11 protein-coding genes are annotated in these 22428 nt (G+C 67.0%); 4 read left to right on the top strand and 7 right to left on the bottom strand.

Annotated elements, in window-relative coordinates:
• Nucleotide 1: 1 nt before the first annotated feature.
• Nucleotides 2-1045 (top strand): CBS domain-containing protein, encoded by a 1044-nt coding sequence (locus ACIBM5_RS20740; RefSeq protein WP_396008204.1) that lies wholly within the window; start codon nt 2-4, stop codon nt 1043-1045.
• Here ACIBM5_RS20740 and pglZ read toward each other — a convergent pair.
• Nucleotides 1038-3917, bottom strand: a complete 2880-nt coding sequence (pglZ, locus tag ACIBM5_RS20735) for a BREX-2 system phosphatase PglZ (RefSeq protein WP_396008203.1) — start codon at nt 3915-3917, stop codon at nt 1038-1040. The two genes, ACIBM5_RS20740 and pglZ, sit on opposite strands and share 8 nt — an antisense overlap.
• Nucleotides 3914-7891: a phage resistance protein gene (locus ACIBM5_RS20730; protein WP_396008202.1), complete on the bottom strand. Its 3978-nt coding sequence runs from the start codon at nt 7889-7891 to the stop codon at nt 3914-3916. The genes pglZ and ACIBM5_RS20730 overlap by 4 nt, the downstream gene beginning before the upstream one ends.
• A gap of 536 nt (nt 7892-8427) precedes the next feature.
• Between ACIBM5_RS20730 and ACIBM5_RS20725 the strand changes: the two genes are divergently transcribed.
• Complete coding sequence (locus ACIBM5_RS20725) at nt 8428-9735, top strand: hypothetical protein (RefSeq protein WP_396008201.1); 1308 nt, start codon at nt 8428-8430, stop codon at nt 9733-9735.
• 23 nt (nt 9736-9758) lie between these two features.
• Here ACIBM5_RS20725 and ACIBM5_RS20720 read toward each other — a convergent pair whose 3' ends face one another.
• The 3 genes from ACIBM5_RS20720 to ACIBM5_RS20710 form a co-directional block, all read right to left on the bottom strand.
• Nucleotides 9759-10067 carry a hypothetical protein gene (locus ACIBM5_RS20720; RefSeq protein WP_396008200.1) on the bottom strand — a complete coding sequence of 103 codons (309 nt, stop codon included), beginning with the start codon at nt 10065-10067 and terminating at the stop codon, nt 9759-9761.
• A 982-nt stretch (nt 10068-11049) separates the two neighbouring features.
• Nucleotides 11050-11589 (bottom strand): hypothetical protein, encoded by a 540-nt coding sequence (locus ACIBM5_RS20715; RefSeq protein WP_396008356.1) that lies wholly within the window; start codon nt 11587-11589, stop codon nt 11050-11052.
• A 615-nt stretch (nt 11590-12204) separates the two neighbouring features.
• On the bottom strand, nt 12205-12651 hold the full coding sequence (locus ACIBM5_RS20710; RefSeq protein WP_396008199.1) for an ATP-binding protein: 447 nt from the start codon (nt 12649-12651) through the stop codon (nt 12205-12207).
• A gap of 287 nt (nt 12652-12938) precedes the next feature.
• Here ACIBM5_RS20710 and ACIBM5_RS20705 point away from each other — a divergent pair, with 287 nt between their 5' ends.
• Both ACIBM5_RS20705 and ACIBM5_RS20700 read left to right on the top strand, forming a co-directional pair.
• Entirely contained in the window at nt 12939-13790 is an 852-nt protein-coding gene (locus tag ACIBM5_RS20705; protein ID WP_396008198.1) for a helix-turn-helix domain-containing protein, read from the top strand.
• 10 nt (nt 13791-13800) lie between these two features.
• Entirely contained in the window at nt 13801-13992 is a 192-nt protein-coding gene (locus ACIBM5_RS20700) for a hypothetical protein (RefSeq protein ID WP_396008197.1), read from the top strand.
• A gap of 66 nt (nt 13993-14058) precedes the next feature.
• Here the strand turns inward: ACIBM5_RS20700 and pglX are convergent, their stop codons facing one another.
• Complete coding sequence (gene pglX, locus ACIBM5_RS20695; protein ID WP_396008196.1) at nt 14059-17673, bottom strand: BREX-2 system adenine-specific DNA-methyltransferase PglX; 3615 nt, start codon at nt 17671-17673, stop codon at nt 14059-14061.
• On the bottom strand, nt 17670-22382 hold the full coding sequence (pglW, locus tag ACIBM5_RS20690) for a BREX system serine/threonine kinase PglW (RefSeq protein WP_396008195.1): 4713 nt from the start codon (nt 22380-22382) through the stop codon (nt 17670-17672). The genes pglX and pglW overlap by 4 nt, the downstream gene beginning before the upstream one ends.
• Nucleotides 22383-22428: the final 46 nt, after the last annotated feature.

The raw sequence follows: 22428 nt of genomic DNA, 5'->3' as shown, positions 1-22428 counted from the left end.
GATGACCACCACGCAGCCTCCGACGCCGGAACAACTGCTCGCGCTCAAGGGCACCACGGTGACCCTGCCCGATTTCCTGGCACTCTTCGGGGTGCGCACGCGCAACTACTTGACGGTCTCGCCCATCACCACGGCCTTGAAGGAGGTCGGGCTGACCACGGTGCCGTCCTTCTCCACCTGTGGAGTCAAGGCGGCATTGGTCGTGGTCGCGGAGGAGACCGTCGCCGGCCCGCCCGACCGCGAGGAGGTCGAGGAGCAATTCGAGGAACCGCTGCCGGGGATGTTGCCGCAGCGGTCCTTCAAGATCGGCGACATCCCTTCCGCCCGCAACGGGGTCACGTCCGTCGGGTCCGGTGCCTCCCTGGCTCAGGCCACGCACCAGATGAAGACGAAGAACTACTCCCAACTGCCCGTGATCGACGGCATCTCGTTGATCCGAGGAGTCGTGACGTGGCGCTCGGTGGCCGCGCTGTACGAGCAGGGTGCGACGCCGAACCTGGCCAACGCGATGGTCAAGGATTCCTTGCCGATCGCCGAGGTACACCAGGACGTCTTCGCTCATCTGGGGTCGTTGAGCGAATACGGCTACCTGCTCGTTCGCGACAACAGCGGTCGCTTCACCGGCATCATCACGGCGGTCGACATCGCGACCCGCTTCGAGGCCACCGCACTGCCGTTCTTCCTGGTCGGCGAGATCGAGTTCCGGTTGCGCAAGTGTCTGGGAGCCAAGCTGGCTCCCGAAGCCATCTGTGCGGTGCAGCCCAACACCCCGAGTAAGCAGACCGGGAAGATCGCGGACCTCATGTTCGGCGCCTACGTCAAGCTCCTGTACGCGGACCCGAACAGCCCCACCCTGTGCGCCAGAGCCGACGCCAACTGGGCGGCGCTGGGCTGGGGCGGCGTCGACCGCACCCAGTTCGTGCAACATCTGGACCGGGTCCGGGTGGTGCGCAACCAGATCGCGCACTTCGACAGCAACCCGCTCACGGAGCAACAGATTCTCGACCTGCGGGAATTTTGCGGGCTGCTCAAACAGCTCACCTGAGCTCGAACTGCTCCCGGAGAAGTGTCGGGTTCAGCCGCAGCGTGCGCCCGTCGGGCAGCGTCTCCAGGACTTGGATGCCGTCGAAGTTCAACAACTGGCGCAACACCGCGGAGAAGCCGTCCGCCCGGAGAGGGGTGATGCCGACCCGCTGCGCCAGTGCGGTCACCGGGAGCGTGCCGCCCGCGTCGAGGAGTTCGCGCAGGGCCTTCTCGATCTTCACGAGGTCGGGCTTGCGGGCCAGCGCGTCCTTCTGCGCGAGGAAGAGCTCCGAGGAAAGCAGCGCCGGCACCAACGTGTCTCCCGGGGCCACGGGCCGAGGCTTGAGGAGCGCTTGCTCGCCGTCCGCGACGATGGCCATCTCGAACAACGACTGCTCACCGGCGGCGACTCGGGCGGCTTCGTGGCGACGCTGTTTCGTGCTCTTGGCGGTCTGTTTCGCGGGCACGTGGTGCGGCACCGGCGTGCTCGCTTCGGGCTCCGACTCGGCGGCGGGCGACCACCAGGCCGGGTGCTGGCGGCCCAACTCCCGCCAGCCCTTCGGCGGGGTCGCGCCGAACGACAGGAAGGCCATGATCGGGATGGCGACCTCGGCCAGTGACGCCCCGCCGTGATAGCCGGCCCTGTGCGCGGTATAGCGCGAGTCGGCATCCCACAGCGCGACGATCGACCCCTTGGTATCCGGCGACACCACCCGTGGGCCGGACAGCAGGATCTCGCTCTCCCGAAGCGGCCCTCCGGGCACCCGATGCCGGGCGGACAGCGGAGTCTCCGCGTCGACCCGCTCTCCGTGCCGGTCGACAACATGCCCGTGGTCACTGGTGAGCACGACCGCCCATCCGTACCGAGCCGCGGTCTGGAGCAACTCCCGCAGCCCGCCTATGTCCCGCAGCCGCCAGGCGGCGTCGCCGAGCTTTTGTTCCTTGGCCAGCCGGTCGTCCACGGTGTTGAGGACGACCGCCACGTGCGTACGGCCGGCGGCCAGGGCCTCGTCCAGCTTGGGCCCGAAGACGTCGCCACCGGTTTCGGCCCGCAGATCGTCCTTGTGGAAGACGGCCATCTTCCGGCCGCCCCAGAACGCGTGTTCGCCGACGAGTGCCCGCTCCTCCCGTTGCGAGCCGGCCAGCAGCCGGCCGGCGAACAGGGAAGTCCGGGACACCGCGGTGACCGTGGGCAGCGCGGCCACCATCCCGCGCCGACGCGGAGCGTCCTTGACCCCGGGCAGCGGGTCGAACTCGGCCCAGTCCCGACGCAGCTCCTCGCCCAGTTCGGCGGCGATGGCAGCGCTCATCCCGTCCAGCACCACGAGCAGGACACGGTGCTCGCCGGCCTCGGCCGCGGGCGCGATCACTCGGGAGAGGAAGGACTCGACGGTGAGCATCGACCCGGCGCCGCTGCCGGATGCGGTCCAGGTCGCGAGCGCGCTCGCGAAGTGGCGATCGATCTCCTTGCGCCGCGCACGCACCGCGGTACACAGCGCGGCGTACGCGACCCTCAGTTCGGCCACCGGGTCGCCACCCGCCTCGATGTGCTCCAGGGCCAGGTCGACCCAGCCGGTTTCGGCGAGGTGGCGGTCGATGCCGCCGGCCACCGTCGGGCACTCGTGTGTGGGGTCGCTCGCCAACCACAGAGCCAGTCGCTGAGCCATCCTGGCGCGTTCGATGCGAGTACGAACGTCCGGAGTCCTTGCCAAGCGGTGCTGCGTCAACCGCTGGATGGCGCGCTCGGTCCGCCGCGGGGCATCGTCCGTCAAGGCCAAACCGAGCACCTTGAACGTCGCGTCGAGACCGGCGGTCAGGACCGGACTCGTCCCGGCCGCACGCTCCGCGCCGAACTGCCGGGTCAGGGCGGTCGCACGGGCCAGTACGGTCGCCGAGAGCCGGCGGGCTCGATCCGCCTCCTCGTCCGTGCCGGAGTGTGCGATCTGCAGCAGGACGACCACGAACTCCTCCGCGGCCCGACCGAAGGCCCGCGCCAGCGCGTCCATGGCTTCCCCGTGTACGGGTGGGTCCTCGCCGAACCAACGTTCGGCTCGCCCGCGTGCCTGGTAGTCCCCGGTGTCCGCGGAGCCGTCCGCATGCACCCACAGTGCGGCGCACACCAGCCCGAAAGCCACGGCGTCCGGGCCGTGTTCGGCCGCGGTCAAGGCCAGCACGGCCTGCCCGGTGAGGCCCGCCTGCTCCTCCTCGCCGAGGAATCGGGTCAGCCCGGCGCGCTCCGGAGCACGCAGTGCCAGGAAGCGGTCGGGCCCGCCGGAGGACAGCGACCAGCGCAGCAGCGTGTGCGCGTCGAGTTCGATGCCCCCACCGGCTCCCCCGGAGGAGCCGGCCTCACGGTCCGGGTCGTACTGACCTGCGCCCAGCCGGCGCAGGGCCAGCGCCGCCAACGCGTGTCGGCGGGTCAGTACGCCCTTGCCGAGTTGCGGCCAGCGGCCCGGGGGCTGGGCATCGAGAAGGGCCTCGACCGCCCAGTTCTCGGCGGACAACCGAGGATCGGTGTACTGCGCGCCGAACGCCTCACGCACCACGTCCCAGGTGTCCACGGCGTTGACCCGGTGCTTGTGCACCCGCGCGAGCAGGTCCGCGCCCAGCTCGGACTCCTCCCGATCGGTGAGGACGACCAGCAACCCGGGGCCGCTCGCGCCGGGTGCCACATGGGCGAGGACCAGTTCGTACGCGGCCAGTGGCGAACCGGCCGTCGCCACCCGGGCCTGCTGGTTGCCCCAACTCAGCAGCGCGGGCCCGTCCCAGACCGGAGCGGCGCGCAGCAGGATCGCCTTGCGCCTGTCCTTGTCGAGCCCGGCCCGCGACGCGAGGTATTGCGTGATGGTCCCGGCGGTCAACCGCACTGCGGTGGTGCCGATCGTCGTGCTCACCGGTCCTCCACGACTCGCCAGCTCAGCTCGATGGTGGCGTTCGGCTCACGCTCGGCCAACGCCGCCAACTCGGCCTGCAGTTCGGCGACCGCCCGGGCCGCGGTGGTGCGTGTGCCACCGGACCGGCGGGCGGGCCTGTCGGTCGACGGCGGGGTGGGAGTGGGCGCGGGCGGGTCGTAACGCTCGGGCACGGGCGGGTGGCTGGAACCCGTGTCCAGGGGGACGTCGCCGGGATCGGTGGGGTGCGGCGGGTGCGGGTGAACCGGCGGGTGAGGCGTCGGGTCGTTGCCGGCCCGGCTGCGTCCCATCACGGCCACGATGCTTCGCCGCGCCTCCAGAAGCGCGTCCGGCAGGCTCGCGGTGCGCTGGTCGACCTGGGCAGCGCCGCGCAGGGCGGCCAGTACCGCTTCGCCCTCGGGCCCGTAACCGGGGGCCAAGCGCAGCATGTCCCAGGCCGCGTTGGCCAGGGCGGCGGCCACCGGCTGGGCCTGCTTGATCGACACGCCGTAGCGCGAGCCGGGAGCGTCGGCCAGGTCGAAGGTCGCGAGCGTGTTCACCGTTTGCCGGGCTGCGCCGCTGTTGCTCGCCACGCCTTGATCGGTGGCGAGCAGGGCGTCCAGCAGCGCGAGCGAGCGTCGGGCCAGGGCCAATCTGCCCGAGTCGTCCGCGTCGTCGAGGGCGAGCAGTTCGGCGTGCTTCTCCAACTCGCGGATCAGGTCGGCGGCGTGCGGTTGGTGCGTGCGGGCCTGGGCCAGGATCTGCCGGGCGAACTGGCTGACGATCCGGCCGCGCCGCAGGGTCGGCGGCTTCTCGCCGAAGATCTCCTGGTATCGCTGCCGCGCCTGCTCCCAGACCGACTCGTCGGGCAGGGGCTGGGCGCGCAGCGCGTCGTTCGGCTTGATCTGGGCGGGCTCGGGGGCCGGGTCGAGCAGCGATCCGGCGCGCACCCACACCCGGTCGTCCATCTCCGCGTACGAGGCGATCACCAGATTGGCGACGTGTGGTACCAGGCCCATGGGCTCGGGCTTGTCGATCCACTCGGTCAGTGCGACCACGGACAGGTCGCCGGTGATACCGAGCAGGCTCGCCTGACGCAGGAAGTGCTCGCGCCACCGCGTGGACAGCTCGAAGTACGCCTCCTTCTGCGAGCCCAGACCGAGCGGAGCGGCGATATTGCGCATCAAGCCCCGCTCCTTGGCGGGTACTTCCACGCGTCGATCGTTTGCCTCGGCGGCGGCCCGCATGGTGGCGAAGACCGTGCGCACGTCCGCGGGCTTCACCGCGACGCCCGTGTTCTCGGGATCCAGGTCGGGGTGGGCGGGGAACTGGTGCGCGAGCATGCGACCCGCGATGCTGCGGGTCGCCTCACGCATCGACTGGCCGAAGGCCAGCTTCAGCTCGGCGACCTTCGGCAGGGCTTCGAGGTGATCGTCGTGGCCCAGTTCCACCTCGTTCGGCTGCTTCTCGGCCAGCCCGTACGCCTGCTTGAGTGCCTTCTTCACCGTGTTCGTCAGCGACGTGCGCTGGCTCTCCAGCAACATACGGGCCCGGGCCCGACTGTCCGCGTTGAGGTGGGAGGCGTACTGGGTGTTGAAACGCGCGACGTCGGCCAAGGCGTAGTCGATGGTGACCAGGCGACGGAAATCCAGGAACCGGGTCGCGGACAGGTGCGCCGGAATCCACGCGACGGTGCGCGGGCGGTCGCCGGGCAGGTCGCGCAGCGACCGCATCCGGTTGGCGTCCTCGACGGGCCCGAACTCGCCCTCGTGGTAGGGCATGCTGACCACCAGCCGCCAGGCCGACTCGGTACCGGGCGAGAACTCGTGGTCGGCCAGGTCGTCGGGATCGGCGATCTTGCCGATCACCACCTCCACCGTGCGGTTCGAGCCGCGCCACACCAGCGCGAGTTCGTCCGCGCCCAAGCGCCCGTCGTGCAGCTCGAAGCCGATCTCCTCGGCCAACAGGCGCTTGAGCAGTGCTCGCCGGTTGCCCGGATTGTCGTTGACGTTGGCGTTGGCCAGGACGGAGTCCACGTCCACGCCCGCGAGTTCGAGCCTGACGCCGGGGTTGGTCGTGGTGCCGACCTCCTTGATCTCCGGGAAGCGCGAAGCCCACTCGGCGACCTTCGACTTGATCACACCCACCTCGGCACCCGGGATGGGCGTGATCACCGAGCCGTGATTGAGCGCGCCCAGGCGCCGGATGGTGAGATCGCGCAGCGCCGGCACGGTGGGGGCCAAGGCGGACAGCAGCAGCGTGGAGATCAGCCGGTTGTCGCCCACATAGCTCTTGCAGCGTTGCAGAAGCTGCGGGCTGTCGATGCTCTCGGGACGGTGCAGGTAGCGCTCGACGTCTTCCTCGGTGACCTCGTAGACATTCAGCAGATACGGCCGGAGCTTGTTCCGGTAGAGCTTGTCGGCGGCCTTGAATTCCGCCTTCAGCTTGTCCACGAACGGCTCGTCACCTCCGTCCGCGATCACCTCGTAGAGGTCGCCGAGCGGGATCAGTTGCTCCAGGCGCGCGTCGTCGCGGTGGTTCGCGAGCAACTGGCCCATCAGCTTGAGGCCGGTGCGCGAGCGCTGGAGGGCCGAGGAGATGTGGACGAGGGTGTCCATGAAGGCGGGGGAGAAGGGATAGGTCAGCCGGAACGAGTCCTCGTCCGCGCCGGTGGTGCCTCCCTCCGACCCGAGCAGTACGTCCCACACGGCGGGTCCGCCCGATCGTTTCGCCTTGGCGAAGGCGGCGTCGAGCTGAGCCTTCGCGTCGTCGTTCTTGGGCCGGAGCAGACGGGCATGAGCGATCTGCGGGAGGTTGCGGTCCTCCAGGGTGATCTTGTCGAACCGACCCGAGGCCAGGTTCAGGCTGTCCTGGATCGACGTCTCCGCGGCGCCGGACAACTCCTGGCCGACCAACTCGCGCAGGTCGCGCTGGCGCGCGATGAACGACACGATCGGGACGGCCCGACGGGAGTCGGCGCCTTCCACGAAGTTCGTGATCTTGTCCGCCTCGCGGGAGACGAACTTCTGGTCGTGGATGCGGTTGGCGAGCCACAGGATCAGCTCGTCCATGAACAGGATGAGGCCGTCGTAGCCGAGCGACTTCGCGTGCGTGGCGAGGACGCCCAGACCGGCGTCCAACGAAATGAAGCCGTCCTCGTCCTCGGCGGCATTGGCCGTGAAGCCCGGGAACCAGCCGGCGATGGCCTCGTTGACGAGCTTGGCGCGCAGCTCGGACGGGGTGGTGGGGGTGACGAGGTTCAGGTTGACCTCGCTGCCGTCCAGTTGCTCGGCGGCCAGGGCCGTGTCGACCAGGTCCGGCGTCCAGGCGAAGCCCTCGCCCCACTCGTCGTCCTCGTCGGTGGTGTCGGCGGTCGCGTCGGACGCCGTGGCGGTGCCGTCGAGCCCGGCGATGAACGCGGCGTCGCCGATCTTGTCGCGCAGCCGGCGGATGTCCGAGAACAGCGAGTCGGTGCGGTACACCTGCGGCGTTTCGGCGTCCGGATGCAGCGCCTTGACGTGCGCGACGTAACCGCCGAGGATGCGTTGCTCCAGGGACTTGGCGCCGAGCATGTGGTACGGCACGAGCAGGAACTTCTTACGCTGTCCCGCGCCGCCGGCGCCGCCCAGCCACTCGTGCCGGGCCAGTACGGAATCGAACTCCGTCCGAGCCTGAGCCGCCTGATCCCCCCGGAGCAGTGCGTGCAGTACGGCCATGAAGTGCGACTTACCGGAACCGAACGAGCCGTGCAGGTAGGCCGCCTTCGACGTCTGCCCGTCCAGTGCGGACCTGATCAGGCTCAGTGCCTCGTCGAAGTTCTCCAGCAGTCGTTCGGTGACGACGTAGTCCCGCAGCGCACGGGCGCTGCCCTCTTCGGTCACTGCCTCGGCGAGCTTCAGGACGAAGTCGGAGGTGGAGATGGAGGGCTGGATGTCGATGACATCGCGAAGCAGAGGCGGCTGGGCGCTGGAAGGCATGTTCTCCGGCTTCTTCGTGGCGTGCGCTGGGTCCCGGTCGGCTCGGACATCGTCCGGTCAAGCCGCTGTCATCCTGTCATTTTCCATCCTTCCGCAAGCCCGTTTCGCGGCGGTGCGGTGCGGCAGCCGATGGCACGTCACCACGTAGTGCGGCCGCCGCCGTAACGGGGGACGGGGGTTCCGAAGGCCGGCCGGGTTGGGCCGACTCGTCGACCCGCAGTGGACGTCGGTCAGTCCGGTCCGCCTGCCCCAATGACGGGGCGCTCCGTCTTCCGAGCCATGCCACTTTTCGAGTGCTGCCTGGTGAGTGATCCTCAGCGGGCCCGAGACTGCCTGGGCGTTCCCGCGAGATCACGTTGGCACCGGGAGAGGCATTTTACTGTTTTGAGTCCGATCGAATTTAGCCAGATCGGAGGTTGATTCGGTCAATCCAACCGGATGTTGCCTTTGTCATCTCGGTGGCCAGTAACGTCAGGCTGTGTCGCCCGGAGTAAGTAGGGCCGGGCGAATTTGTTCCTTCGGAAGGATTGCATAACATGCGAACCAGATCGATTGTCGGGTCACTTGCAGCCGCTATGTTATTGGCAACGTGCGTCACCGGCGCGGCAAAGCCGGGACCCGGTGACACCGGACCGTCGACTTCGCCGTCGAAGCCGGCGGGAGTCAGTGAAGAAGCATTGCTACGTCAGCCTGTGCTCAAAGAGTTGGCGAATCGTATAGCCGGTGTGGACGAGGCTGAGCGATACCGGATACCCGGGTATGCCGGGCTGGTTCTCGACGCCGAAAAGGCCACGCTGGATGTCTATTGGAAGGGCACATCTCCCGCCGTGGTCACGGCGATACTTGCCGCTCCTCCCAGGGGAATCACCGTCAGGGTGCATTCGGCTCCGTTCTCCGCAGCCGAACTCGAAGCGGGTCGTCAACGCCTGGTGTCCGGGCAAGGTGAACAGGCCGCACTCGAGACCGTTGCCGACTGGCACTCCGTCTCGATCCTTCCGGAGGGCGCGGGTCTGTCGGTCGGCTTCGAGCCGCGGGCAACTGCAGCACAACTCGCGTCGACCGACACCACAGCCGTCTCGCGGGACGTGGCCTCCAAGGTCCAAGCCATCACCGGAGTGCCCGTCCAGGCATACGTGAAGCCGAAGCCGAAGGACGTCATCCGGGCCGACGACCATTCCCCTTGGCGGGGTGGTGGACAACTCCACCCCGAGGGTGGCGGGTTCTGCACGACCGGCTTCACCGGGTGGCGAGGTGGGGCGCCGGTGATTCTGACGGCAGCCCATTGCGGTGCTTCCGGCTGGTATTCCAGCGGGATGAACATTCCCATCGGTTCCGTGGTGGCCAGCCGAGCAGATCGCGACGTATCCGTCATCGGCGTGCAAAATGGGACGGTCGGTCCCTATTACTATGACGGCCCTTGGAACGACCCGGCGGGGTACGGGAAGCACATCGTGGGAGCGAACTACAACAACAACGGCGACTTCGTCTGTGCTTCCGGTGCAATGTCCGGTATTCGATGCAATTTGAAAGTCTACAATGACAACACCGTATTCAAGGGACCGGATGGCGTGACCCGCGGCCCGGCGATCCTCGCCAAGCGATTTTATCCGACGGACATTGCCATTGCCACGGGCGACAGCGGCGGCCCCATCGTCGCCAGCCCGGACGGGACCTACGGTGGCAATATGGAGGCGCGAGGGATCGTCAGCGCTTCCGACGGGAGTTATGTCGTCTGCCCGGTCTGGGGGGAAGGAACAGCCGGAATTACGGATTGCTTCGAGGGAGTTTCGTACATCGCTATTCGAAGGGTACTATCTGACTTCGGCGTGGTTATCGCCACTTGAGAGAAGGCGGACCGATGCGATCGTTACCTGGCTTCGGAAATTTCGGTTGCCAAGCCCTCGTTGGCGGTGCCGTCCTGGCGCTTCTGCTCGCGGGATGCGCAGGTGCCGACCAGGGAAGCGGCAGTGGTCCGGATGACGCCACGCGCGAGCAGATCACATCCTTGCAACTCGACATCGCCGAGATGCGCAGCAATAAGTACAAGATTGCGGACGTAAGCGACGCATCCGGGAAGTTGACCGTCTCGGTCGTCGGAGATCTCGACGCGGCTCGTCGAGATCTGGCGGATCGTTACCCCCGGCACAAGATCACCGTGCTGCGCAGTGAGGGGCACGTCGATCTCATCGGCCGAATACCGGAACCGATCCCCGGTTCCCCCGGTCGATAGCGAAGCCGCCCTGCGAGAGCGGAGCGCCACACCGGCAACCGCAGCCTGTCCGCACTCCGTCAAGGGGGCGGGCAGGCGATGCGGCCGAGGGCTGGGTGGTGACCGGGTGAATGTCTCGTGTGGAGTCGCCCACCGCGGCACGGACTCGCACGGCGACCTCGAACTCGGCTCGAACGGTTCACGAGTGACTTGGCGCGGACTACGGGAACGACGCCTTGTGCGACGTGCTTGTCCCGACCCGGGACTTCGATGGTGTGTGCGTTGGTGCACTCCAGCCAAGGGGCGGTCGAGTTGCGCGGGGTGGAAACAGTAGCCGGGCCCCTCTCCGGCCGACGCACGTGTTACCGACATGGATTTCTCGATGGCTGGGGCGGCTTCGTCCGCCGCGGTGACATTACTCGCGACCTCCCCGACAGCCGTTCGGGTCGAGGGCGACCAGCCACATCGAGCCGTCCGGCTTGGCGCACCGGATGGTCTGGGCGCCGTCCGGGTGGTGTCCAGGCCGAACGCGTCGATGGGGGTCGGTCCGCCGACGTCCACCAGGCCCAGGCCGTCGTGACTTCGTCCCACAGGCGGCGGGGGCCGTGTTGGCGGATGTGGAAGGTGTCGAGTTGACGGCCGTCGCAGTCGACTGTGACCCATGAGGTTCGGGTGTCGTCGCCGCTCCACAGTCGGGACCTGACGTCGGCGACGTTCGGGTCGTCGTCCCAGCGGGTCCACAACGTGGGCATATCAGGCCCGTGATCGCCTCGACGTGCCGGTCGCCGCCCGCTACTTCCCATGGGGAAAGGGTGGTTGTGTCCGTGTCGGGGGCGTCGTCCGGGCCGACCACGGCCGACGTCGCGGATGTGCGAGCGGTGGCTGCGCATTGCAACGAAGGAGCCGCCGTGGCCCAACCTGCCGCTTGCTGTGCCGTCTTGATGGGGAGTCAGGGCGACGGTTCCGTCGGCCGACCACGATGTGGTCCAGGGCGTGAGGTCAGGCCGCCGGGGCGGACCTGGTCGAGCCAGGCGGTGGGATGCGGGTCACCGAGCACGTGCTCACGATGCGGTCGTAAGGGGCGCCGGGGCCCAGCCGTCGGCGCCGTCGCCGTCACGACCTGCGGCAGGAGGCCGAGTGCGTCGAGTCGATCGCGGGCGGCTGCGGCAAGGGCGGGGTCGACCTCCACAGTGACTACGTTGGCGTGGCCGAGGCGATGGGTGAGGAGGCCGGCGTTCCAGCCGCCTCCCGTGTCGATTTCCAGGACTCGGTGGCTGTCCAGGACGTCGAGGGCCAGGAGGGTGCTCGCGACGATCGAAGGCTGGGAGACGGACGAGGAGGCCCAGGCGGGCTCGCCCGGTTCGGGGTCGAGGCCGTCCCTGACCTGGATCACCGCGGGGGTGTCGGACCAGGCGACTTCCTGCCATCGGTCGGGGTCGGTTGCCCGGTCACAGGGTTCGTGGTCGGGGAAGCCGTCGGCTGGTCGCAGCCAGATGACGGGCGGGAGGAAGGCGGCGCGGGGGACGCTTTTGAACGCCTCCCGCCAGGGGGTCGGCAGCGGTCCGGTGACGTGTTCGACGTGGCTGAGCAGGCTGTCGGCGTTGTGGCCGGTGGTGTGGTCGATGGTGTTGGTCGATACGGGCTCACTTGTACTTCTTCGGGGTGCCCGGGTTCGGGGGCTTGTCGGGCAGGATCGGCGGGGGGATGGGCCGACCGGGCTGGTGGCCGTCGTGGGGGATGGGGCTCTTGTGGGTGCCCATGGGGTGGCCTCCTCGTGGTTGGTGGGTATTTGGTGGGTCGGTGGTTGGTGGTGAGGGCGCCGCGCTTGTGGGTGGTGCGGTGTGTGGCATGTGGGTTGACGGGGCGCGGAGTTGGCGGTTTGACGGGTGCGCGAGCCTGGTGGGAGGTCGGGTTGCGCCTCCGGGGAACAAGCGGGCCGGATAGGCATCGGAGCGCGCCGCGGGTGGCTCTGCGTTGATGCGTCTGCGGGTCGAGTGGCCAGCGTGGGCGCGGTGAGGTGATTAGCGGTCCGGCCCGGCGGGTGGAGCACATCGCTGGATGCGCTCCACCAGCGGTGATTGTCGGCGCGTTGGAGGTCGTGTCTTTAGGCGCCCGGGACGCGGATGCCCGCGACGACGGACTTTCCGCAGGTGCGACGGGGGACCACGGCCCAGGTGGTCGAGACGGCATCCACGAGGAGGAGGCCGCGCCCGCCGCATGCGTCGGGGCCGGGGGTGGCGAGGGCAGGGAGGGTGAGGCCGGAGTCGGAGACGGCGAGCCAATAGTGGCTGTCGGCGACCCAGAGGACGAGTTCGATCGGGTCGTCGTCGGTGGGCCGTGTCCCGTAGCGGATGGCGTTGGTGACGAGTTCCGAGACCAAAAGCCCGAGATCGAGCGCGAGTTCGGGAAGGCAGGTCGACGGAAGGGCTTCAGCGACGGCGTGCCGTGCCTTGCGGACCGAGGCGGGGTGGGACGGGAACGTCCAGTGGGCCGGGACAGCGGGGATGCTGGATGTCGGCCGGCGACTGTTCGGGAAGGGGCATCCGGGCATGGACCTACTCCTTGCTGCGGCGCTGAGTTGGGGGCGCGTCTGTGGCTGCGCGCGTCCGATGGCAGCGCCGGTGGCTTACCTCCCAGGCACGTGCACACCCGCTCTGGGAGAGGCGGGCATGCTCGCGCGGTGCACTTCCGGCGTGGCCGTGCGTAGCTTGTGCGTCACTTGAAGCTAGCGTCTTGGCAGGCATGCTGCCACCCATTGGGAGGCAATTGCCTCTTTCGAGTTGTCCTGGGCCCGGTGCACCACACAGACTGAGCGTCAGCCGAGCTGGAGAGGACGGCATGCCATCACAACGCCCGCCCACAGAACGCCAGAAGCGCTTGGGCGCTGAACTGCGCAAGCTCCGCGTTGCGGCAGGAGCAACCACCGACTACGCGGCTTCGCTGCTGGGACTGGATCGTTCGAAGATCGCCAACATGGAGTCGGGTGTCCGTCCGATCAGCCCCGAGCGAGTGCGAACGCTCGCGAGCAACTACTCATGCGCAGACGCTACTTACGTCGATGCCCTCGTGGTGATGGCCGAGAAGCAGGATCGCGGCTGGTGGGAGGAGTACCGGGGCACCCTCCCTCCGGGACTGCTGAACATCGCCGAACTTGAGTGGTACGCGGCGCGTCTACAGACGGCACAAACCGTGCACGTGCCGGGACTTCTGCACACTGACGACTACGCTCGGGCCGTGTTCGGTGCCGTACTCCCGCCGCTGTCGCGGTTGGAGATCGAACTCCGTGTGAGTCATCGCCTGGAGCGGCAGCAGATTCTGGAGACGGGTCACTCTCGCCCCTACGTTGGGTACATCCATGAAGCCGCCTTGCGTATGCAGTTCGGCGGAGCAAAGGTCACTCGCGATCAACTTGAGCACCTTTGCGCGATGTCGGAACACGAGAACATCTCGCTGCGTGTCCTCCCTGTCACGTGTGGCGCCTTCCCCGGGGCAGGACACGCCCTTCTGTACGCGGACGGGGTCGTTCCTCAACTCGACACCGTGCAGCTGGACTCCGCACACGGACCGGAGTTCACTCATGCCGAGGCTCAACTCGCGAAGTACCGGGCCCATCTTGAATGGATGGGACAGGTTGCCTTGACGTGCGGGCAATCACGGGAGTTCATCCATGCCATCGCGCGCCAGCTCTGAAGGAGACCAGATGCCAGAAGTTTCTTGGGAAGCCCCGTTTTGCGGCGAAGGCAACAACTGCTTCCGCCTCGGGACCGATGATGATGGCAACGCCTACATCGCTGTGAGCGGTAAGGAGGAGCACTACGTCACCGATTCCATAGAGGCTCTTCGCACGCTGATCCGGGACGTCAAGGCGGGCAAAGCCGACCACCTGCTTTAGCCCCTGACTCTTCTCGCGGTGACCGGAGCGGCGATTGTTGCCGCCTTGGTCACCGCGACGCTAGGTCTACCGCTTGGTCTTTGCGGCACGCGGTTTGCGGCCGGCGGGTGGGCGCCAGGCTCTCAGGTCGTCGTCAGTCAATCCGTTCTCACCCTGGATCTGCGAGCGATATGCGGCGAAGAAGGCTGCGGGCGACATGCCGTATGCAGGGTCGAACCCGTCATGCCACTGGTTCAGCCATGGCTGGAGTTCCAGCAACCCGGCCAGTAATGGGGTCATTTCTTCAGTGGTCGTGACGTGGTTGGTGAAGTATGTGGTCAGTGCTTGCGCTTGCTCCTTGTGATCCCACCCAGCCCAACCGTAGACCTCAGGCGTGCCGGTGATGGTCAAGGGATAGGAAATAAACCGCTCCCTCGGCACGTCGAGCTTGCCTCGCGCTCGCCAATAAGACGGCTTGAGAAAGTCAGCCGAGACGTACTTCGGAGGCACGGGAATCGCGTCTCGAATCTTGCGCTTTGCTACCTCGTCGGAAGCAGCATCCTCCTGCCGCTGAAGATCCCACACACGCTCCCAGTCCGACCGCTTCTTCAGACCAGACGGCGCTTTATAGCGTAGAGCGGCTAGGAATGGTACATGCTCGTCGGTCAAGAGATTTGCGACGATGCCTGGCAAGTCTCGGTGCACCGTGTAGAGACCGGCGACAGAGACGAAGTCATCGTCATGAGACAATGAATCGATGAGCCGGGAAAGGGTGACCAGGGTCGGAACGTTACCCTCTTCATACCAAAGGTCGTGGTTCTCCATCCGGTCCAACAGCCACCCGCGGAGTGCTCGTTCCTGGAGGATGTCCCATCCGTCAGTTACCCATCGGCGCTTGTAGGCTGGCCTCTCCACCATCCCGATTGCTCGTGAAGTCTCCATCGCTTCGATACGTTTCTGGACCACGGTCTTATAGGTATTCGACCAATGGCCGGGGAAACTAGTGATCGGATTTGAACTATGCCTCTCGAACCACTCGTCCGACGCCTCGTTGGCTTCGACCCGCCGGGCCAATGCGATCTCGAAGGCCCGCTCTGCCAGTGCTAGTTCGGGTACGTCCTCCTCAGGAGCGGTCAGGTCTTCGACGTGCAGACCATAGAAGGCATAAACCTGCCAGTCTAGTTCTTCCTGCTGCGCGATCATCCGCGCCCGCGTGGACTCCCACCTGACGCGTGCTCTGCGAAGGATGTCAGCGGTGGGAGTTGGCGTTTCAGGAGTAGTTATAGCTGCGGGGCTGGTAGCGGCCAGTTCTTGCGCGAGGTGATTGAGGGAAGATGCATGTCTTGCTGAAAAGATGCCGGGAAGAGGAAAATCTTGAACGGTGGTACCGGAGAACTCGAAGCGATTTTCCCACGCTTCATCTTGAAACCCTCTGCCAAGGCCGCTGCCGCCCTTGTCGTGAGAATTCATTTTTAGCCAAAAGCAGGCAGTGGAACTGTTGAGTAGCCCGAGTAGTCGAAGGTAGTCTCCCTTGTTCGCCTTGCCAGACATTTTGATTACTGGTGCGGTGCGAATGAATCCACCGGAATCGCCTCGCAAAGCAAATTCGTTATGGGTGGAAACAAAAGCGAAACTAATGAGATGATCCGACCAGTATAGTTTGGGGGAAAAGCTTGAAAACTCGAACCAAGTAAGCCCTTGCTCTTCCTGGGTTCCCGACAGGGCTTTGCGGAGACGCAAGAGAGTGCGGTTGGGCCAAAGGATCTTTGTGACTTCTGGCGAATCGGAGACGGACCTAGACTCGTCGGAATATGGAAAAATTGTTCCGGTGCCATTGCTCATGCTCCAGTTGCGAATAGAAGATCCGTTGAAAAATGTCTTGACGTGCGTCTCGGGAATTCCTAGACGGAGCGCGGCGCGTGCCCCGATCATATAGGCGTCATCCTCGCGTGTAACCGCGCAGAAACCTACTCTTTCCGTGAGACTAGCCAGCTTACTTGTACTGCCTTTCTCGATTTGCTCGACCATTTCCAAGCCGCCGGCGGACAGAATCCACGGCTGTTTCTCGAAGTATCTTGTTCGTTCCAGGTCGTCGACTGATACCCACTGGTTCATTGCTCCGGGTTCGTCGATCTGGTCGATAATGGCCTTCCAGACCAGACCATTCGCACCAGTTTCCGGCATAGAGGGCTCACTTTGCACACTTCGTACTGTGCGTACCGTCAGCGCCCGTCCTTTTCCGCCTCGGCGCCGACCGATCAGGATTACTGTCGGGGTGCCGTGCCCTGGGATATATGCTCCGGACGTATCGATCACTTCTGTTAGCTCAACTTTGTGAGCGAAGTACTCTTCGATCAATTTCGCGCCGAACTCGCGCTTCATGAAGGAATTTGAAGTGATTTGACCGACCAGGCCAAAGTTCCGACCGTCCATTTCGCCGATCTTGGCTAGTTGGAAGAATCGCTCGGCAAATGGCACTGAAAGTGCGTACGATCCGGCGCAAGATGGATATAGATCACGATAGAGTTTCTTTAGTTTGCTGTCCTTGACCGTGATATACGGCGGATTTCCAACTACGACATGGTAGCGTCCTTGTTCCAGAATCCCTTTGTGCTCCGGTTCGTGGATGTCCTCCGTTGCATACGCAAAATCCGCCAGCGAATCGCCAGAATCTTCGCCCACCAAAGCGAGTTCAAGCTGCCTGGGCCCGATCAATGAGTCACCCACTGCCAAGTGGATCGGCCACTCGTACCGTTTTGCGTCCTCCAGCGTCCGCATGCCTGCCGTTGCCAGGGCAGCGACCAGCAATCGGAAGCGCGCAATCGCCACTGCAAATGGGTTGATATCGACCCCATGTACCGCATTTAGTGCCGCTCGTACGCGCTCATGACGATCTACATGTGGCTGCCTCTCCGCCCACAGTTGCGTCATTCGCCGAAACGCGCCCAGTACAAAGTGGCCTGATCCGCACGTCGGGTCGATCATTTTCAGTTCGCCAAAGGCGCTAGCCAGCTCCCGCACGACCGGGCTCATCGTTCGGTCGAGGATGAATTCTTCAACGAACTCGGGTGTCTGGAGCAGCGCGTACGTTTTCCGCGCCGCTTCCGATAGGTCTTGGTAGAGGTCGCCCAGGAAGCGGGTGTCCCACCCGTCCGTCCCGTCCTCATTCAGTGGGTCCGTGAAGTCGTGGACCAAGACGCCTTCCGCATCGCGCTTCTGCCAGAAGTCGATCAAGTCCCGCGCACCCTCATGCGACAACGGCACCTGGTACAGCGGATTGCGCTCCGGGTTGAACAGCAGCCGTCCCGCCTGTCCCTCCCCGATCTCCGCGAATGCCCGCTCCATCCACCCGCGATACGTCGGGTCCGGGTCGCTGCTGGAATACGCCAAGTACCGCTCCACAGCCAGGTCCCGACGCTCGTCGCTCGGCCCTGTCAGATACGGCTCCGGGATCAGCAGGTTGTCCTCGCAGAAGCGCACGAAGACCGTGCCCAGCACCCACGCCGCCGCGACCTGGGTGATGCGCTCGTCCAGCCACGAGTTCCACGTGGCACCGGTGCGGCCGACCTCCCGGGCGCGCCGGTACTCCTTGTCCAGGCGCTCCTTCACCTCCGGGAGTGCCTTGACCTGCTTGCCGAGGTCGGTCTCGACCGCCTTCACCTGCTGCTTCAGGTCATCCAGCAGTGCTTTGCGGTCGATCACGTCGTGCTCCCGTTCGTAGCGGTGACATCGGTCCGTGCAGTAGTGGTCCCGCGCCCGGCGTTCGCGACCCAGGCATCCGGGAGTTCGATCCATTCGCCCAACCCCGACTGATACGGCACAGCCGTCGTGCCCAGCCGCGGCGCCCGCGCCGAGTCCGGCTGCGGGCAGAGCAGCCACAGCGCGCGCCCGCCCTGCCGGGACCGCGTCGCCAGTCGGTCCAGCACACCCATTGCGTCATACCGGGCCAGCACGCCGGCGTCCACCAACAACACCGGGCCCACCCCCGCCGCCGCGTCGAGCCGTGCACCGATCTGCGGCTCGATCAAGCCCCAGGCGGTCCGGGCGTACTCGGCGAACTTCATCGCGGCCCGCGAGCCGGGCTCCGCTATATCGGCCTTGAGGATGGTCTCCCACGTCGGCTTCGGGCGCGCGTCCACCTGCTCGTGCAGCGCGGCCAACAGGCATTCCGCGACCGACACCACCTCGGCAGCCGGCCGCTCGACCTCGGCCGCGCCCAGTCGCCGGATGGCGTCACGCATCAGCGCCGTCCGTACCGTCAGCGCCCGGAAGCCGTCCCGTCGCGCGGAGGCCGACAAGCGCTCGCCGGTGCGGACCATCGCGGCCAGATCGGGATCGTCGTCGTAGCGCGTGGCGGCATGCGCGTTGAACGTCTTGCCTCGGGGCTCCGACGTCAGGTAGCTGGACATGTTGTCCGCGTGCCGAGGCAGATAACGCTGCGTCCCGGTGTCGGCGCGGGTGCTCAGCACCAGGTCGAACCCGGCGTCCTGCAAGGCCCGGGTCAGCCGCCCGCCCTCCGGCAGGCGATGGCTGCCCTTGGCGTCCAGGATCTCCGGGAAGCGCGTGGTGACCCGCTCGTGGATCTCCTCGACCCGCAGCCCGGGCTGTTGAGCCTCGGCCAACCCCGGCACCAGACGCACGAGTCCGGCCTGGGTCAGCCGCAGCGCCCGCACCAGCGGCAGGTTGCGCGGATAGATCTCCAGGCGAGGTGTCGCCGCCGCATTGCGCGATGCCGCGGCCGCCAGTTCCACGATGCGCCGCTCGTCCCACGTCACCCCGTCGCTCGGCGGCGTGACCGCGCCCAACTCCGCCAACACCGTCGCCGACGTAGGCAGCGTCTCGGCCTTGGCCAGCCGGTCGGCGACCCGGCCCAGCCGCTGGGCGTAGTCGAGCAGCCCCGGGCCCGAAGGCGTGTTCGGCGCGTCGTTCTCGTCCACTTCCAGCGCCAGCAGCCCGGCACCCATGCCCTCGTCGACGGCCTCCCGGTTGGCCGCGTGCTGGAAGACCTCGTTCTCCGGATCGAGTTGCTCCACCTCGACCACCACCCGCACCGCCGCCAGGGCGAGCGCACGGCGCTGTTCGCGGCTCTGGAGTCGGGTGCCGCGCCGAATCGTGAGGGCATCGGCGATCTCCGCCGCCGCCGCGATCCGCCCGCTGTCGCCGAGCAGTTCCAGGATCTCCCGACGCAGCGCCTGCACCGCCGGGTGCCGCTTCCAGCGGGTGCGCTGGGTCTTGAGCATCTGCGGGATCCGACCGGTGCTCAAGCCCAACGCCTCGGCGACGTCCTTCTGCTTGGGCCAGACGCCGATCTGGGGCAGTCTGCCCTGCTCGTCGGGCAGGCGCAGGAGCAGCCGCACCATTTCGACCTCGTTGGTGTTGCTCTCCTTGCCGCCCTTCCTGCGCAGCTCCGGGACGAAGATCGTGGCCAGGGCGTCCAGGCTGACCGTCCGCAGTGCGCGTTCGCCGATCGCGGCGGCGGCGGGCCCGTCGGCCACGGCGACAGCGTCCGCAAGCACGGCCTCGGCGGCGGACAACTCCGCTTTGGCTTCCTTGCGACTCTCCGCGGTGAGCAAGGCCGCTGCGGGCTGCTCGGCGAACTTCTCCCGCCACTGCCGAATTCGCCGCTGCACCTCAAGGCGGGTCTTGGGTCCCAGGCCGGGAGCGTTGACGAGGCGACGCTCACTCAGATCGAGCAACTGTCCGACCGTGTGTACGCCGAGTCCGTACACGAACGAGATCGCCGCCGGACCCAGTCCGGACGTCTCGATCGGGGTCTCGCGTACCGCTGCCTCGGCCAGGCGATCCCGCGCTCGACCGGCGGTCTCCGGCTCGGCGTCCTCGATGCCCGGCCGTTCGGCGCCCGCCTCGGCGGGCTCCACCGCCGGTGCCGCCTCGTGCCGGGATCGGCTTGGACGGTGGGACGAGGGCGGAGCCTCGGCCAGATCCAGGAAGATCTTTTTCCAGGCGTCCCGCATCGGCTTGAGCTCCGGGAACCGCTTACTCGCGTCCCGGTGCAGCGCCTTGCGGAAGAACGCGACCAGCCCGTCCCGCGCGGAGGCGTCGAACGCCTCGGCGGCGATCGTCGGGTACGGCTGCTCTGCCGCGTCGGTCTGCCGGGCCGACACCCGCCCGCCGCCCCAGACCGGGAGTTCGCTCGACGCCATCTCGTGCAGGGTGACGGCGATGGCGTATCGCTCGGCATGCGCGTCGTATACCGACCGGGTGAGTGTCCCTATGAACGGGTCGAGGTAGCCCTCGGTGCCGGCGTGCACCTGCTGCACGGGATAGCCGGCCAGCGAGAAGTCGATCAGCACCAACTCGCGGCTGCGGTTGGGGCGTACGCGGATCGCGATGTTGTCGGGCTTGATGTCGCGGTGCCAGACGCCCTCGCCCTCCAGGAAGTCCACCGCGCCGAACAGGTAGTCGCCGTAAGCCTCCAACTGGTCCAACGTGAGTCGGCCCGAGTCGCGCAATTGGCGGGCCACCGTCTCCTGACGGCGACGCGGGCGTCGTCCGCCGTGGCCGGTGCTTTCGGCGGTCGAGTCGTCATCGCGTTCGTCGCCGACGTATTCGATGACCAGGACCGTACGGCCGCCGATCTGCAGCGGCTCGGGCTCGACCAGCCGGATGATCCGCGAGTCCGGCCGCAGCCGACCCATCACCTCCGCCTCACGGACCAGTACCTCGCCGCGCTGGTCGGACATCGCCACCTTCAGCACGGCGAATGCCTTCGCCCGGCGTGCCGTCGGATCGGCGGTCAGGTCCCGGACCAGAAACGCGCGGCTGGTGGAGCCGGTGCCGAGTCGGCGCCGTACCTCCCAGCGGCCCGCCAGCACATCACCGGGAACGGCCTCGAGCGGGTCCTTGTCCGGCTCGGCGGGGTCGGGAGCGGGAGCTTCCTCGACCGCCGGGCTGGTCAGACCCTCCTCGACGATCTCCAGCATCTCCAGGAACTCGTCGGCCGAGGACAGCCGCTGTTGCGGGCGGTAGGCGGTCGCCGCCTGCACCAGCTCGTCGATGTCCTCGGACAGCCCGTCCACCACGGAACTGGGCCGCAGCCCTTCACCGGCCTCCAGCCGGGCGGACAACTCGGCCTGGCTCGCACCGGGCGCCCGGCCGGTGGCGAGCAAGTAGGTGAGCATGCCCAGCCCGTATACGTCGAGCGCCACCGGGTCGGCGTGCAGCGCGGTCAGGTCGGGGGCGAGGTACGGGTCGGCCTCGTCGGCGAGGTGGGCGCCGGCGTTCGACAGAGCGGTCGGGGCGAACCGGTCCGAGCCCGGTTGTCCGGTGTCGCCCAGCCGTTGGACCGCCACCTGCCAGTCGGAGATCTGCAGGTGCGGGGACAGCCAGCGGGCCTCTTCGCTGCTCGCGTCGTCCACGCGCTCGCGCGCTCGGGGCAGCACGTGGATGGCGTGGGCCGACAGGGTGCGGTGGTAGAGGCGGGCGCCGTGCGCGCTGCGTACGGTCTCGGCGATCTGGCGGACCAGCGCCATGCGGCTGAGGATGTCCAGCTTGTTGCCGTACTGCGCCAGGTACGCGTCGAGCCGCAAAGTCTCCGGGTTGTAGTCGAAGATCAACGCCGGGCCGGCGGTGTGCCCGGACGGGTCGTACTGCTTGAGATGCACGACCCCCGGATGCCGGAAACGCCGCAGTACGGCTGCCTCGCGCCGGGCCGCCCGCTCCACCGAGGCGCGCAGACTCGCATCCGAACCGCGCTCACGCAGGTAGATACGAATACGGGCGGTCTCGGGCAGCTCGCTGTGTCGGCCCAGGTAGTCGGCCCAGGTGGGGCCGGAGTCGAACGCTTCGCGGCGCAGTACATAGGGGCCGACCTTGTACTCGGCGTCACTGCGGGCGATGCCGATCTGCTTGAGCGATGCCTTGAGTGCGCGGGAGCGAGGTGCGTCGAAGCGGCGGCGTTCCTCGCGTGGCGGCTGCTTGAGCATGACGACGAGTTCGTCGACCGTGTAGACGCCGTTCTGGTCGTGCGGGGACAGGCGTACCCGCAGACCGGAGTCGGTGAAGCAGACGGCCTCGGACACCCACGGCGCGGATGTGCCGGTCGGTGTGGCGCGCCTGAGCAGGTCGCCGAGTTCCTTCGCCTTCTTGTTCGCCAGGTGCAGCGGGTTGCCGTGCGAGATCTGTCGGCCGCCCGGCTGGGTCTGCAGCCAGCTTCCGTTGCGGGACTCGACCGAGCCGTGCCAGTCCTTCAGCTCGATCAGGTGTACGCCGCCGGGGGCGACCACCAAGAGGTCCACCTCGCGCACGTGGCCGGTGCCGGCGGTGAAGGTGAAGTTGGACCAGGCTCGCCAGGGCTCACTGTCGGGCAGCTTTTCGCGGATCGCCTCCAAGCCGCGCCGTTCGTGCTGGAACTCGGAGTCGGTGACCGTCTCCCACCGGCCGTCCCGCATACGCCTGCCCCGATTCTTGGCAACCTCGGTCAAAAGGGGCGCTGTG

Source organism: Embleya sp. NPDC050493, assembly GCF_044458105.1.
Lineage (GTDB): Bacteria > Actinomycetota > Actinomycetes > Streptomycetales > Streptomycetaceae > Embleya.
The sequence above is the reverse complement of the archived record's forward strand: the minus strand, read 5'-3'. Positions and strand labels throughout refer to the sequence as shown.

Bases quoted from the DNA above. Each gene is read 5' to 3' on its own strand.
- ACIBM5_RS20740 (WP_396008204.1), top strand. From the start codon at position 2: ATGACCACCACGCAGCCTCCGACGCCGGAACAACTGCTCGCGCTCAAG.
- ACIBM5_RS20730 (WP_396008202.1), bottom strand. From the start codon at position 7,891: ATGCCTTCCAGCGCCCAGCCGCCTCTGCTTCGCGATGTCATCGACATC.
- ACIBM5_RS20725 (WP_396008201.1), top strand. From the start codon at position 8,428: ATGCGAACCAGATCGATTGTCGGGTCACTTGCAGCCGCTATGTTATTG.
- ACIBM5_RS20710 (WP_396008199.1), bottom strand. From the start codon at position 12,651: ATGCCCGGATGCCCCTTCCCGAACAGTCGCCGGCCGACATCCAGCATC.
- ACIBM5_RS20705 (WP_396008198.1), top strand. From the start codon at position 12,939: ATGCCATCACAACGCCCGCCCACAGAACGCCAGAAGCGCTTGGGCGCT.
- ACIBM5_RS20700 (WP_396008197.1), top strand. From the start codon at position 13,801: ATGCCAGAAGTTTCTTGGGAAGCCCCGTTTTGCGGCGAAGGCAACAAC.
- pglW (WP_396008195.1), bottom strand. From the start codon at position 22,382: ATGCGGGACGGCCGGTGGGAGACGGTCACCGACTCCGAGTTCCAGCAC.